Genomic DNA, 13,644 nt, shown 5'->3' on the forward strand with positions numbered 1-13,644 from the left:
GTGCTGGCCGCGATGGAATCGTCCGGCCTGCGCGGCCTGGGCGGCGCCGGCTTTCCGGCCGGGCGCAAGTGGCGTATCGTGCGGGCCGAGGCCGGCCCGCGCCTGATGGCGGTCAACATCGACGAGGGCGAGCCCGGCACCTTCAAGGACCGGGTCTACCTCGAAACCGATCCGCACCGCTTCCTCGAAGGCATGCTCATTGCCGCCTGGGCCGTGGGCATCGAGGACATCTACATCTACCTGCGCGACGAGTACCACGGCTGCCGCGCGCTGCTGCAGCGCGAGCTGGCGGCGCTGCAGGCGCAGCCGCCGATGCCTGGCATGCCGCGCATCCAGCTGCGGCGCGGTGCCGGCGCCTATATCTGCGGCGAGGAGTCGGCCATGATCGAGTCCATCGAAGGCAAGCGCGGCATGCCGCGGCTGCGCCCGCCGTACGTGGCCCAGGTCGGCCTGTTCGGCCGGCCCACGCTGGAGCACAACTTCGAGACGCTGTACTGGGTGCGCGACATCCTGGAAAAGGGCGCGGACTGGTTTGCCTCGCATGGCCGGCATGGCAGGAAGGGCCTGCGCTCGTACTCGGTGTCGGGCCGGGTGAAGAACCCGGGCGTGAAGCTGGCGCCGGCGGGCATCACGATCCAGGAGCTGATCGACGAATACTGCGGCGGCATGCAGCAGGGCCATGCCTTCTATGCCTATCTGCCGGGCGGCGCATCGGGCGGCATCCTGCCGGCGACGATGAACGACATCCCGCTGGACTTCGACACGCTGCAGCCGCATGGCTGCTTCATCGGCTCGGCGGCGGTGGTGGTGCTGTCGGATGCGGACAGCGCCAAGGGCGCGGCGCGCAACCTGATGCGCTTCTTCAAGGACGAGTCGTGCGGGCAGTGCACGCCGTGCCGGGTGGGCACGGCCAAGGCGCTGGCGCTGATCGAGAAGCCGGCATGGGATGTGCCGCTGCTGGCGGAGCTGTCGCAGGTGATGCGCGACGCCTCGATCTGCGGCCTGGGCCAGGCTGCGCCGAATCCGGTGGACTGCGTGGTCCGCTACTTTCCCCATGAACTGACCGGGAACTGAACATGAATGCCATTACCCGCAATGAAATTGCCCAGCTCGATGCGCCCGTGGTCGAGTTCACGCTGAATGGCCGCCCGGTGCAGGGACGCGCCAGCGAAACCATCATCGAGATCGCCGACCGCGAAGGCATGTCGATACCCCGCCTGTGCTACAAGCCCGGCATGGACACCGCCGGCAACTGCCGCGCCTGCATGGTCGAGATCAATGGCGAGCGCACACTCGCGCCTTCCTGCTGCCGCCATCCGACGGCCGGCATGCAGGTCAGCAGCGAGAGCGAGCGGGCGGTCAAGGCGCAGCAGATGGTGCTGGAACTGCTGCAGTCGGACATGCCGGAAGCCGATTACACCCTGCACAATGAAGTCGACCAGTGGGCCGAGGCGCTCGCGGTCGGCAAGCCGCGCTTCGAGCCGCGTCCCAGCGTGCCGCCGGACTACTCCCACCCTGGCATCACCGTCAACCTGGATGCCTGCATCCAGTGCACCCGCTGCGTGCGCGCCTGCCGCGACGAGCAGATGAATGACGTGATCGGCCTTGCGCTGCGCGGCCAGATGGAAAAGATCGTGTTCGACATGGACGACCCGATGGGCAATTCCACCTGCGTGTCCTGCGGCGAATGCGTGCAGGCCTGCCCGACCGGCGCGCTGATGCCGGCCCGTGACGCGGGCCTGGCTGTGCCCGACAAGAAAGTCGACTCGGTCTGCCCTTACTGCGGCGTCGGCTGCCAGCTGACCTACAACGTCAAGGATGACAAGATCCTGTATGTGGAAGGCCGCGACGGCCCGGCCAACCATGGCCGGCTGTGCGTCAAGGGCCGCTATGGCTTCGACTATGCGCGCCATCCGCAACGGCTGACCGTGCCGCTGATCCGCCGCGAAGGCATGCCCAAGACCGGCGACTTCACGATGGACCCCGACCGGGTGATGGAAGTGTTCCGCGAAGCCACCTGGGAAGAAGCGCTGGACTTTGCCGGCGGCCGCCTGCGCGAGATCCGCGACACCCACGGCAAGGGCGCGCTGGCCGGCTTCGGTTCGGCCAAGGGCAGCAACGAGGAAGCCTACCTGTTCCAGAAGCTGGTGCGCACCGGCTTTGGCAGCAACAACGTCGACCATTGCACGCGCTTGTGCCATGCCTCCTCGGTGGTGGCGCTGCTCGAAGGCATCGGCTCGGGCGCGGTGTCGAACCCGGTGATGGATGTGACCAAGGCCGAAGTCATCGTGATCATCGGCGCCAACCCGACCGTGAACCACCCGGTGGCGGCGACCTGGATCAAGAACGCGGTGGCCAACGGCAGCAAGCTCATCGTCTGCGACCCGCGCCGCTCGGAGCTGGCGCGCTTCGCGCACCGCTACATGCAGTTCAAGCCCGATACCGATGTCGCCATGCTCAATGCAATGATGCATGTGATCGTCAATGAGAACCTGGTGGACCAGGACTTCATCGACAGCCGCACCATAGGCTACGAGGAGCTGAAGGCCAACGTGGCGGAATACAGCCCGGAGAAGATGGCGCCGATCTGCGGCATCGACGCCGAGACGCTGCGCTACGTGGCGCGGCTGTATGCGACCTCGAAGTCGTCGATGATCCTGTGGGGAATGGGCGTGTCGCAGCATGTGCATGGCACCGACAATGCGCGCTGCCTGATTGCGCTTGCCCTGATGACGGGCCAGATCGGCCGCCCCGGCACGGGCCTGCATCCGCTGCGCGGCCAGAACAACGTGCAGGGCGCGTCCGACGCCGGCCTGATCCCGATGATGTATCCGGACTACCAGCGCGTGGACAATGCCGAGGCGCGCGAGCGCTTCGAGAAGCTGTGGGGCCAGCCGCTGGACCCGAAGCCCGGCCTGACGGTGGTCGAAGTGATGAAGGCGATCAAGGCCGGCGGCGTGCGCGGCATGTACATCATGGGCGAGAACCCTGCCATGTCCGATCCCGATGCCAACCATGCGCGGGAGGCGCTGGCTGCGCTGGACCACCTGGTGGTGCAGGATATCTTCCTGACCGAGACTGCTTATCTCGCTGACGTGATCCTGCCGGCTTCGGCCTTTCCGGAAAAGACCGGCACCTTTACCAACACCGACCGCCTGGTGCAGATGGGCCGCCAGGCCATCAACCCGCCGGGCGATGCGCGCCAGGACCTGTGGATCATCGAGCAGCTGGCGCAGCGGCTTGGCCTGCAATGGACTTATGGCCATGTGTCGGAAGTGTTCGACGAGATGCGGCGCAGCATGCCCAGCATCGCCGGCATTACCTGGGACCGGCTGGCCAATGAAGGTGCAGTGACCTACCCCTGCATGAAGGAGGGCGATCCCGGCGAGCCGGTGGTGTTCCACGATCATTTCCCGACGACTACCGGACGGGCGCGCTTCGTGCCGGCCGATATCATTCCGGCGGCCGAGCGGCCTGACACCGAGTATCCGAACGTGCTGATCACGGGCCGCCAGCTGGAGCACTGGCACACCGGCAGCATGACCCGCCGCGCCGCGGTGCTCGACGCGCTGGAGCCGGACCCGGTGGCGCTGGTGCATCCGCTGGACCTGGCCGGATTGGGCGTCAATCCCGGCGATGTGATCACCATCGCCTCACGCCGCGGCAAGGTGTCGCTCTATGCCCGCGCCGACGAAGGCACGCCGCGTGGCGCGGTGTTCGTGCCGTTCTGCTATTACGAGGCGGCGATCAACACGCTGACCAACGATGCGCTGGACCCGTTCGCGAAGATCCCGGAGTTCAAGTACTGCGCGATCAGGGTAACCCCAGGCGGCGAGCCGCCAAGGCAGAGCAGCTATGGGGGAGGGCAGATACTGGAGGAGATGGACCGGGCCTGAACTCTCGTAGGGTGCAATACCCCGAAGGGGCATTGCACGGCAGTTGCAATTGCGGATGCGCCCGGGTTTCGCTGCGCTCACCCCAGGCTACGCGCTCACGGTTCTAGTCGGTATGGCTTAGGTGCGTGGGAGGAAGAATGTGTTCTTGCTTGGGAACAGCTGATTGCTATCCCACGAGGTGACATTGTAGCCGTCACGGACATAACTGATGCAATAGCTCAGCTTGTGCGTTTTGAAGAAGTCCCTGAGTTCATTTATGGTCATTGATCCCACCTGGTTGCCCGAGTTCGTGTACTCGCCGGCAAAAATGTCCCCCTCTCTCCCTCCCGAGACATCCGACAGCTCGACGAGTGAAAGTTGGCAGTTATGCGATGAAAAATTTTCAATCATGATGTTCTTCCTATCTTGAAAGCGCATGGTCTTCAGCGATAATTTGTCGCTGAGTTCTAAAATGCTTCGTGCCAAATCTATTCACGAAGACACCTTTTGCTGAAGAGTTCAGTTGTACGCAGCACTATTAGCTAGCTTGGTTCATGTCGGTCCGGTATGCATGGGCTGCTTAATGCTCAGGGCAAAATACTGCCAGCCTTCAGCCCGACTATTCGGTCAACAATATTGGCCAAGGAAGTGTCGGCTTCGACGAATTCCGTAGGACATTTTTATTTTTTGTTCTTGTCTTTGAGGCCGTCTATAAATTCCTGTTGTTCTCTTTCAGTCATTGTTCCGATCTGAAAGCTGTTCCCAAACTGCCTGTCGCGATACCAGAAGGGAGACAGCGTTGTCTTTTCCAGCTGCGCATTTTGCTCGTCAATCGTTTCCTGGCTGATTCCCGCTGAGACTGCATCGAATCAGTGTTTGACAGAAAATCGTCATTTATTTCTATTTTCTTTGTCATGGCATTCCTTTCTAAAGAATAAACATTGGTTACGCGGCGGTGGAACACAAACGAAACAAATAGATTGGGCAGCGTTTGCTTTAATGGTTGTGCCTTACGGAACAAGTGATGAAGCGCTTGGATGCAACCGATATGTAATGTTTTTATCTATCTGGTTTCCACGCACGGCCAAACATATGTTCCCGTAGGAAGGAGGGGCGACGACGGGTAGTGAAAGGATGCCAACATTGGAACTGCATGTGTAGTGGTTCGTCATACCCGGCAATATTTCCCGCAAAGAAATATAATCCGCATCCGACATCCACAGCACAGCACAGCACGACCGTTTGGTTTAGACTTGCGCCATTCCAGCCAGGAGAACGAATTGAGCATCACGATTGAAGCGGTCAAGACCGCGTTGACGCAGGTTATCGACCCCAATACCGGCCGCGATCTGGTCAGTGGCAAGTCCGCGAAGAACATCAAGGTCGAGGGCGACGATGTCACGCTGGATGTCGAGCTGGGCTATCCGGCGAAGAGCCAGATCGACGGCATCCGCAAGTCCGTAATCGCCGCCATCCGCGCGCTTCCTGGTGCTGGCAATGTCAGCGTCAATGCCTACAGCAAGATTGTTGCGCACACCGCGCAGCGCGGCGTGAAGCTGTTGTCGAATGTGAAAAACATCATCGCGGTCGCTTCCGGCAAGGGCGGCGTCGGCAAGTCCACTACCGCGGTCAACCTTGCGCTGGCGTTGTCGGCCGAGGGCGCGCGGGTCGGCATCCTGGACGCCGATATCTACGGTCCGTCGCAGCCGATGATGATGGGCATTTCCGGCCGTCCCGAGACCACCGACGGCAAGACCATGGAGCCGATGGAGAACTACGGCCTGCAGGTGTCGTCGATCGGCTTCATGATCGACCCGGACGAGCCCATGGTCTGGCGCGGCCCCATCGTCACCCAGGCGCTGCAGCAGTTGCTGGAACAGACCAACTGGCACGAGCTCGACTACCTGATCGTCGACATGCCGCCGGGCACCGGCGACATCCAGCTGACGCTGTCGCAAAAGGTGCCCGTGACCGGCGCCGTGATCGTCACCACGCCGCAGGACATCGCGCTGCTGGATGCGCGCAAGGGCCTGAAGATGTTCGAGAAGGTGGGCATTCCCATCCTGGGCATCGTGGAAAACATGAGCATGCACATCTGCAGCAACTGCGGCCATGCCGAAGCCATCTTCGGCGAAGGCGGCGGGCAGAAGATGTGCGGCGAGTATGGCGTCGACTTCCTCGGCGCGCTGCCTCTCACGATGTCGATCCGCGAGCAGACCGATAGCGGCATGCCCACCGTGGTGGCCGACCCGGATGGCAAGGTCTCTGCCATCTACCGCGAGATCGCGCGCAAGATCGCGGTGAAGGTGGCGGAAAAGGCCAAGGACATGTCCGGCAAGTTTCCCAATATCGTCATCCGCAACGACTGACGAAGCGGACAGGCCAGGAAAGCAATCATGCATACGGAAGCAATGCCAGTCGGCGTCGTGATGCAACGGCGCCGGCTGGATAACCGCTGGCAGTCGCATCAGTGGCGGCCGCTGGAAGTCGTTGCGGGCGACCTGCTGCAGCGGCCGCCTGGCGTCTATTGCCTGCGCGAGGATGATGCCGACAGCCGCTGGCTGCATGCCGGGCTGGAGGTGGCGCTGTACAGCGATGAAGGCGAGGGCTATCACCTGAACGTCAATGCGCCGCAGCCGTGCTGGTTCATCATGTGGCGCATGGACGAGATCGATGGCGTCGAGGTGGCGGTGCCGAAGTCGGTCACGCTTTCCTACAATGAGGCCGCGCGGCTGATGGATGGCGGCGAGCAGGTCGATACCGTGCCGCTGTCGGAAGAGATGGTCGCGCTGGTGGCGGGCTTCGCCGCCGAGCATTATCGTCCCGAGCCCAAGCGCAAGCGGCGCAAGCCTTCATTTGAAGGTGGCGCGGTTGTGCAGCAGATGGCGGACCAGGAGAAGGGGGAAGCATGAGCGCCGACGATTTTTTCAGCCGATGGTCCCGGCGCAAGCAGGCATCGGTCGACGAAAGCAGGCAGGATGCTTCGCCTGTTACGCCCGAGGCGCCGAGTGTGCCTGTGGCGCCAGCCGAAGCGCTGCCGCCCCCGACGCTGGAGGACGTGGCGGCACTGACCCATGAAGCCGACTTCCGGCGCTTCGTTGCGCCCGGCGTGGATGAAACCGTGCGTCGAACCGCCATGAAAAAGCTGTTCACCGATCCGCATTTCAATGTGATGGATGGCCTGGACATATATATAGACGACTACAACAAGTTCGAACCCTTGCCGGCGGCGATGCTGGCCATGCTGGAGCATGCCAAGCCGCTGCTCGATCCGCTTGGCCAGTTGCAGCAGCCGGTCATGCGGATGCTAAATCTGGCGCCTGAGCAGGCAGAACCGCAGCCCGACGGCGATGCCCAGGCAGCCGAGTCGGAGACGTCCACGGAGGCGGCGCTGGATGCTTCCGGCGATGCAGGCGATCAGGCGCAGCACGCCGAGCCGCAAGCCAGTGCTGCCAGTGCCGACATAGCAGCGGATGGGCCGCGATCCGACCTGCCTGCTCCCACTTCTGAAGATTGCGTAACACCCCGAGATGACCACCCAATTTAAAGTCTGCAACTGCAACCGCACCATGCCGCTGGACGCCCGATCGGGCGCCGCGCTGGGCGCAGCCCTGGGTGTCCAGCCCTTGCCGGTTGCCACCGAACTCTGCCGCCGTGAAGTCGGCGGCTTCCTGGGCGCAATCGAAGGCGTCGATGATGTCGTCGTTGCCTGCACCCAGGAGCAGGCCCTGTTTTCCGAACTGGCTGCCGAACGCAAGTCGGTGGCGCCGCTGCGCTTCGTCAACATCCGCGAAACCGGCGGCTGGGGCAAGGAAGGCGGGGCGGCGCTGCCCAAGATGGCCGCGCTGCTGGCCGCCGCCGCCTTGCCCGATCCGGAGCCGGTGCCCACTGTCAGCTATGACTCGGCCGGCCATGTGCTGGTGGTCGGGCCGGCAGCGCGGGCGCTGCCGTGGGCGAAACGCCTGGCCGCCCAGCTGGACGTCAGCCTGCTGCTGACGTCGGGCAGTGCCGGCGACATGCTGGAAGAGCGCACCTTCCCGACCTTTTCCGGCAGCGGCATCGAGGTCAAGGGCTGGCTCGGCGCCTTCACCGTGCGCTGGAAGCAGGCCAATCCGATCGACCTGGAAGTCTGCACCCGCTGCAATGCCTGCGTCGACGTGTGCCCGGAAGGCGCGATCGACCTGACCTACCAGATCGACATGAGCAAGTGCACGTCGCACCGCGACTGCACCAAGGCATGCGGCGCCATCGGCGCCATCGACTTCATGCGGGAAGACACGGCACGCGAGGGCAGCTACGACCTGGTGCTGGACCTGTCTGACACGCCGCTTCTGGCGATGCACCAGCCGCCGCAGGGCTATTTCGCGCCTGGCGCCAGCGAGATGGCGCAGGCCGAAGCCGCGCTGAAGCTGGCGCAGATGGTGGGCGAGTTCGAAAAGCCCAAGTTCTTCTCCTACAAGGACAAGCTGTGCGCCCACGGCCGCAATGGCAAGGTCGGCTGCACCGCCTGCATCGACGTCTGCTCGGCCGAGGCCGTCAGCCACGATGGCAACCTGATCAAGGTCAATCCGAACCTGTGCGTGGGTTGCGGCGCCTGCACCACGGTATGCCCGTCCGGCGCGCTGACCTATGCCTATCCGCGTGCGCCGGACACGGCGCGCCGCTTCAAGACCCTGTTGTCGACCTATTTCAGCGCGGGCGGCAAGGCTCCGGCGCTGCTGTTGCATGGCCATGAGCGCGGCGCGGAACTGCTGGGCCAGCTGGGGCGCATGGCGCGCGCCGGCGGCCGCCTGCGCGGCGTGCCGGCACGGGTGATCCCGGTCGGCATGCATCATGCCGCCGCCACCGGGCTCGACCTGTGGCTGTCGGCCATTGCCTATGGCGCGACCAATATCACCGTGCTGATCACCAGCCAGGAAGCGCCGCAGTATGTCGATGCGCTGCAGGCGCAGATGGCGGTGGCGCAAACCATCGTCAGTGGCCTGGGCTATGAGGGCGTGCACTTCTCGCTGCTGCGCGCGGACACGGCGACCGGGCTCGATGCCGGCCTGGCGGCGCTGGCGCCGGCCCAGGCGCCGGAACGGCGCGCCGGCTTCAATGCCGCAGCCGAAAAGCGCGGCACCCTGGACCTGGCGCTGGACCATCTGCTGAAGAACGCGCCGCAGAAGCCGGAGCAGATCGCGCTGCCGGCGGGGGCGCTTTATGGCCAGGTCATGGTCAACAGGGATGCCTGCACGCTGTGCATGTCCTGCGTCGGCGCCTGTCCCGAGTCGGCGCTGATGGACAATGCCAATGCGCCGCAACTGCGGTTCGTGGAAAAGAATTGCGTGCAGTGCGGGCTATGCGAAAAGACCTGCCCTGAAAACGCGATCAGCCTGGCGCCGCGCCTGCTGCTGACCGAAGCGGCGCGCCAGCCGGTGGTGGTCAACGAGGCACAGCCTTTCCACTGCATCCGCTGCAATGCGCCGTTCGGCACGCTGCAGATGATCGAAAACATGGTTTCCAAGCTGTCCCTGCATGGCGCGTTCGCCGGCAACATCAACCGCATCAAGATGTGCGGCGACTGCCGTGTGGTGGACATGATGGAAAACAAGAGCGAAGCAACCATTACCAGCCTGAAGCGGCCGCACTGAGCGCCGCAGTTCGAGAAGGACGATGTCCATGAGCAGTTCCCAGCCGATCAAATTCGAATCACCCGACCGTGGCGAGGAAACCGCCCGTGCAGACCTGTACGGCCTGCTGGCCACCCTGTACGCGGCGCCGCCTTCGCAGGACCTGATCGATACCATTGCTTCTGCCCGCACCGAGGGCGAGGGCGTGCTGGAGCAGGCCTGGGCCGGCCTGGTGGCAGCCTGCCGCGAGGCCGATGCGGAAAGCCTGCGGGATGAATATGAATCGCTCTTCATCGGCGTGGGCAAGCCGGAGGTGATGCTCTACGGCTCCTATTACCTGTCGGGCTTCCTGATGGAAAAGCCGCTGGCCGCCTTGCGCACCGACCTGGCCGAACTGGGCCTGGAGCGCGATGCCTCGGTCACCGAGAGCGAGGACCATATCGCCATGCTGTGCGAAGTCATGCGTTATTTGATTGCGTCCAATGAAATTGCGCCTGTGGGCATCGCCGAGCAGAAGCGGTTCTTCGCCACGCACCTGCAGCCTTGGGTGATGCCGCTGTGCGAGGCCGTCGCCGCGCACCGGGAAGCCCGTTTTTACCGCGTGGTGACGGCGCTCGCGCAGAACTTTTTTGAAGTCGAGATGCAGGCGTTTGACATGAGCTAGCGTGCCGCGCCGCAATTTTGCGGCATCGCAACATGAAATGCGTTGCGTGTCTCTACGTAGTTTCCACAATCGCCTGCACTTGAGTGCATTTCCCAGTTGCATTTGTTTATTTTCGACCTACAATGCGACAAATCAAAGTTTGTATAAATAAGACGGTATTTTCATCGCTTTGCGTGGCTGCAGAAAAAACATACAACGCCACCCACAACTACCAGGAAGACATCATGTCCGAACAGAAAAAAATCGCGCGCAGGAGCTTTTTCGCGGGCCTGGGGCTGGTTGCAGCCGCGGGCGTGGCAGCCAAGCTGGCCCCCGCCAACGTGGCCCAAGCCATTGCCGAACAGCCTGCCGAGCCGGAAGGCAACAGCTATCGCCTGAGCGAGCACGTCAAGAAGTATTACCGCACTACCACTATCTAATTTCGAGGTGACCCCCATGCTGTTGACTCGCAAAGGCCAGTCGGGCCAGCGTTCGAACACGCGTTTTTCATCAAGCCTGGCTGATACTCTGTCGCGCGCATTGCCCACCATGGACAGGCGCATGTTCCTGAAGCGCTCCGGCATTGGCGTAGGCGCCGGCATCGCGGCGGCGCAGCTTGGTCTGATCCGCAAATCCAATGCGGCCGACGGCGCCAAGGCCGGCGCGCCGGGCGCGAAGATCGAAGTCCGCCGCACCGTCTGCACCCACTGCTCGGTGGGCTGCGCGGTTGACGCGGTGGTGGAGAACGGCGTCTGGGTGCGCCAGGAGCCTGTGTTCGATTCGCCGATCAACCTCGGCGCGCATTGCGCCAAGGGCGCCGCGCTGCGCGAGCATGGCCATGGCGAATACCGCCTGAAATACCCGATGAAGCTGGTCAACGGCAAGTACCAGCGCATCAGCTGGGACGTGGCCTACACCGAGATCGCCGCCAAGCTGCTGGACATGAAGAAGGCCAATGGCCCGGACTCGGTGTTCTGGGTCGGCTCCTCCAAGCACAACAACGAGCAGGCGCAACTGCTGCGCAAGTTCGTCTCCTTCTTCGGCTCCAACAACTGCGACCACCAGGCCCGCATCTGCCACTCCACCACGGTGGCCGGCGTTGCCAACACCTGGGGCTATGGCGCGATGACCAACAGCTACAACGATATGCAGAACGCCAAGGCGGCGATGTATATCGGCTCCAACGCGGCCGAGGCGCATCCGGTGTCGATGCTGCACATGCTGCATGCGAAGGAAACCGGCTGCAAGATGATCGTGGTCGATCCGCGCTATACCCGCACCGCGGCCAAGGCGGACCAGTACGTGCGCATCCGTTCCGGCTCGGACATTCCCTACCTGTACGGCATGCTGTACCACATCTTCAAGAACGGCTGGGAAGACAAGAAGTACATCCACGACCGCGTCTACGGCATGGAAGCGGTCAAGGAAGAAGTGATGAAGTGGACGCCCGAGCGCGTCGAGGAAGCCTGCGGCGTGCCGGAAGCGGAAGTGTTCAAGGCCGCGCAGACGATGGCGCTGAACAAGCCCTCGACCGTCGTGTGGTGCATGGGACAGACCCAGCACACCATCGGCAATGCCATGGTGCGCGCCTCCTGCATCCTGCAGCTGGCGCTGGGCAATGTCGGCGTGTCCGGCGGCGGCACCAACATCTTCCGCGGCCACGACAACGTGCAGGGCGCGACCGACGTCGGCCCCAACCCGGACTCGCTGCCTGGCTACTACGGCCTGGCCACCGGCGCATGGAAGCACTGGTGCAATGTCTGGGGCGTGGACTACGAGTGGGTGAAGAAGCAGTTCGCCTCGCAGGCGATGATGGAAAAGTCCGGCACCACCGTGTCGCGCTGGGTCGATGCGGTGCTGGAAAAGAATGAGCTGATCGACCAGGACAGCAATGTCAAGGCGATGGTGTTCTGGGGCCATGCGCCGAACTCGCAGACCCGCGGCCTGGAAATGAAGAAGGCCTTCGACAAGCTGGACCTGCTGGTGGTGATCGACCCGTATCCGTCGGCCACCGCGGCAATGGCGGCAATGAAGGTCGATGGCCAGGAATTGAATCCCAACCGCGCGGTCTATCTGCTGCCGGCCGCCACCCAGTTCGAGACTTCCGGCTCGGCCACCGCGTCGAACCGCTCGGTGCAATGGCGCGAGAAGGTCATCGAGCCGCTGTTCGAGTCCCGCACCGACCACATGATCATGTACCAGCTGGCGGAAAAGCTGGGCTTCGCCAAGGAGCTGGTGGCGAAGATCAAGCTGGTGCCGGGCAAGGGCGGCATGATGGAGCCGGAACCGGAGTCGATGCTGGAAGAGATCAACCGCGGCACCTGGACCATCGGCTATACCGGCCAGTCGCCGACGCGCCTGAAGGCGCACATGCGCAACATGCACCTGTTCGACGTGAAGACCCTGCGCGCCAAGGGCGGCAAGGACGCGGCGACCGGCTACGACATCACCGGCGACTATTTCGGCCTGCCATGGCCGTGCTTCGGCACGCCGGAAATGAAGCATCCGGGCTCGCCCAACCTGTATGACACCACCAAGCACGTGATGGATGGCGGCGGCACCTTCCGCGCCAACTTCGGCGTCGAGCGCGATGGCGTCAGCCTGCTGGCCGAGGACGGCTCGCATTCGGTCGGCTCGGACATCACCACAGGCTACCCGGAGTTCGACCATATCCTGCTGAAGAAGCTGGGCTGGTGGGACGACCTGACCGAGGCGGAAAAGAAGGCCGCCGAAGGCAAGAACTGGAAGACCGACCTGTCCGGCGGCATCCAGCGCGTGACGATGAAGGTGCATGGCGTGCATCCGTTCGGCAATGCCAAGGCGCGCGCGGTGGTCTGGAACTTCCCCGACCCGGTTCCGAAGCATCGCGAGCCGCTGTACGGCACCCGGCCCGACCTGGTCGCCAAGTATCCGACCCACGACGACAAGAAGGCGTTCTGGCGCATGCCGACGCTGTACAAGTCGGTGCAGGACAAGAACGTGGAGCAGAAGCTGTACGAGAAATTCCCCATCATCCTGACCTCCGGCCGCCTGGTGGAGTACGAGGGCGGCGGCGAGGAAACCCGTTCCAATCCGTGGCTGGCCGAACTGCAGCAGGAAAACTTCGTGGAAATCAACCCGAAAGCGGCGGCCGACCGCGGCATCCGTGACGGCGAGTACGTGATCGTGGCCACGCCGACCGGCGCCCGCATCAAGGTCAAGGCGCTGGTAACGCCGCGGGTCGGTCCTGACACCGCGTTCATTCCCTTCCATTTCTCCGGCTGGTGGCAGGGCCGCGACATGAAGGAGTTCTACCCCGAGGGCGCGGCGCCGATCGTGCGCGGCGAGGCGGTCAACACCGCCACCACCTACGGTTATGACGTCGTGACGATGATGCAGGAAACCAAAACCACCATCTGCAACATCGAAAAGATCGTGGCCTGATGCGGCGTAGCCAACAGCGAATAAAGAGGAATAGCAAATGGCAAGAATGAAATTCATCTGCGACGCGGAGCGCTGCATCGAGTGCAACAGC

Annotated in this window: 10 protein-coding genes; 9 read left to right on the forward strand and 1 reads right to left on the reverse strand. The window is 63.2% G+C overall.

All coding sequences use genetic code 11. The features are described from left to right. A partial coding sequence (locus tag IGW04_RS24490) for a complex I 51 kDa subunit family protein (RefSeq protein WP_194715722.1) occupies positions 1-1,074 on the forward strand: 1,074 nt, incomplete at its 5' end. 2 nt (positions 1,075-1,076) lie between these two features. Continuing rightward, positions 1,077-3,896 (forward strand): formate dehydrogenase subunit alpha, encoded by a 2,820-nt coding sequence (gene fdhF, locus IGW04_RS24495; protein WP_194715723.1) that lies wholly within the window; start codon positions 1,077-1,079, stop codon positions 3,894-3,896. Between the two features lie 117 nt (positions 3,897-4,013). Here the strand turns inward: fdhF and IGW04_RS24500 are convergent, their stop codons facing one another. Continuing rightward, entirely contained in the window at positions 4,014-4,286 is a 273-nt protein-coding gene (locus tag IGW04_RS24500; RefSeq protein ID WP_194715724.1) for a hypothetical protein, read from the reverse strand. An 842-nt stretch (positions 4,287-5,128) separates the two neighbouring features. On the opposite strand from IGW04_RS24500, the gene apbC reads away from it, so the two are divergent. The 7 genes from apbC (at position 5,129) to IGW04_RS24535 (ending at position 13,553) form a co-directional block, all read left to right on the forward strand. Then, the gene (apbC, locus tag IGW04_RS24505) at positions 5,129-6,244 is read left to right on the forward strand and encodes an iron-sulfur cluster carrier protein ApbC (RefSeq protein WP_194715725.1); all 1,116 of its coding nucleotides are present in this window, start codon (positions 5,129-5,131) and stop codon (positions 6,242-6,244) included. Positions 6,245-6,271: 27 nt separating this feature from the next. After that, a complete protein-coding gene (locus tag IGW04_RS24510) occupies positions 6,272-6,787 on the forward strand; it encodes a DUF3305 domain-containing protein (protein WP_194715726.1) in 516 nt (171 codons plus the stop codon). Continuing rightward, positions 6,784-7,422: a DUF3306 domain-containing protein gene (locus tag IGW04_RS24515; RefSeq protein WP_194715727.1), complete on the forward strand. Its 639-nt coding sequence runs from the start codon at positions 6,784-6,786 to the stop codon at positions 7,420-7,422. The genes IGW04_RS24510 and IGW04_RS24515 overlap by 4 nt, the downstream gene beginning before the upstream one ends. Continuing rightward, the gene (locus tag IGW04_RS24520; RefSeq protein ID WP_194715728.1) at positions 7,406-9,508 is read left to right on the forward strand and encodes a 4Fe-4S binding protein; all 2,103 of its coding nucleotides are present in this window, start codon (positions 7,406-7,408) and stop codon (positions 9,506-9,508) included. The genes IGW04_RS24515 and IGW04_RS24520 overlap by 17 nt, the downstream gene beginning before the upstream one ends. A gap of 28 nt (positions 9,509-9,536) precedes the next feature. Next, the gene (locus IGW04_RS24525) at positions 9,537-10,151 is read left to right on the forward strand and encodes a TorD/DmsD family molecular chaperone (RefSeq protein ID WP_194715729.1); all 615 of its coding nucleotides are present in this window, start codon (positions 9,537-9,539) and stop codon (positions 10,149-10,151) included. A 224-nt stretch (positions 10,152-10,375) separates the two neighbouring features. Then, entirely contained in the window at positions 10,376-10,570 is a 195-nt protein-coding gene (locus IGW04_RS24530; RefSeq protein ID WP_194715730.1) for a hypothetical protein, read from the forward strand. 16 nt (positions 10,571-10,586) lie between these two features. Then, positions 10,587-13,553 carry a formate dehydrogenase subunit alpha gene (locus IGW04_RS24535; protein WP_194715731.1) on the forward strand — a complete coding sequence of 989 codons (2,967 nt, stop codon included), beginning with the start codon at positions 10,587-10,589 and terminating at the stop codon, positions 13,551-13,553. The last annotated feature ends 91 nt before the right edge of the window (positions 13,554-13,644 follow it).

It is taken from the genome of Noviherbaspirillum soli, from assembly GCF_015352955.1.
In the GTDB taxonomy this organism is placed as follows: domain Bacteria; phylum Pseudomonadota; class Gammaproteobacteria; order Burkholderiales; family Burkholderiaceae_D; genus Noviherbaspirillum_A; species Noviherbaspirillum_A soli.

Bases quoted from the DNA above. Each gene is read 5' to 3' on its own strand.
- IGW04_RS24525 (WP_194715729.1), top strand. From the start codon at position 9,537: ATGAGCAGTTCCCAGCCGATCAAATTCGAATCACCCGACCGTGGCGAG.
- IGW04_RS24510 (WP_194715726.1), top strand. From the start codon at position 6,272: ATGCATACGGAAGCAATGCCAGTCGGCGTCGTGATGCAACGGCGCCGG.
- IGW04_RS24530 (WP_194715730.1), top strand. From the start codon at position 10,376: ATGTCCGAACAGAAAAAAATCGCGCGCAGGAGCTTTTTCGCGGGCCTG.
- fdhF (WP_194715723.1), top strand. From the start codon at position 1,077: ATGAATGCCATTACCCGCAATGAAATTGCCCAGCTCGATGCGCCCGTG.
- IGW04_RS24520 (WP_194715728.1), top strand. From the start codon at position 7,406: ATGACCACCCAATTTAAAGTCTGCAACTGCAACCGCACCATGCCGCTG.
- IGW04_RS24500 (WP_194715724.1), bottom strand. From the start codon at position 4,286: ATGATTGAAAATTTTTCATCGCATAACTGCCAACTTTCACTCGTCGAG.
- IGW04_RS24535 (WP_194715731.1), top strand. From the start codon at position 10,587: ATGCTGTTGACTCGCAAAGGCCAGTCGGGCCAGCGTTCGAACACGCGT.
- IGW04_RS24515 (WP_194715727.1), top strand. From the start codon at position 6,784: ATGAGCGCCGACGATTTTTTCAGCCGATGGTCCCGGCGCAAGCAGGCA.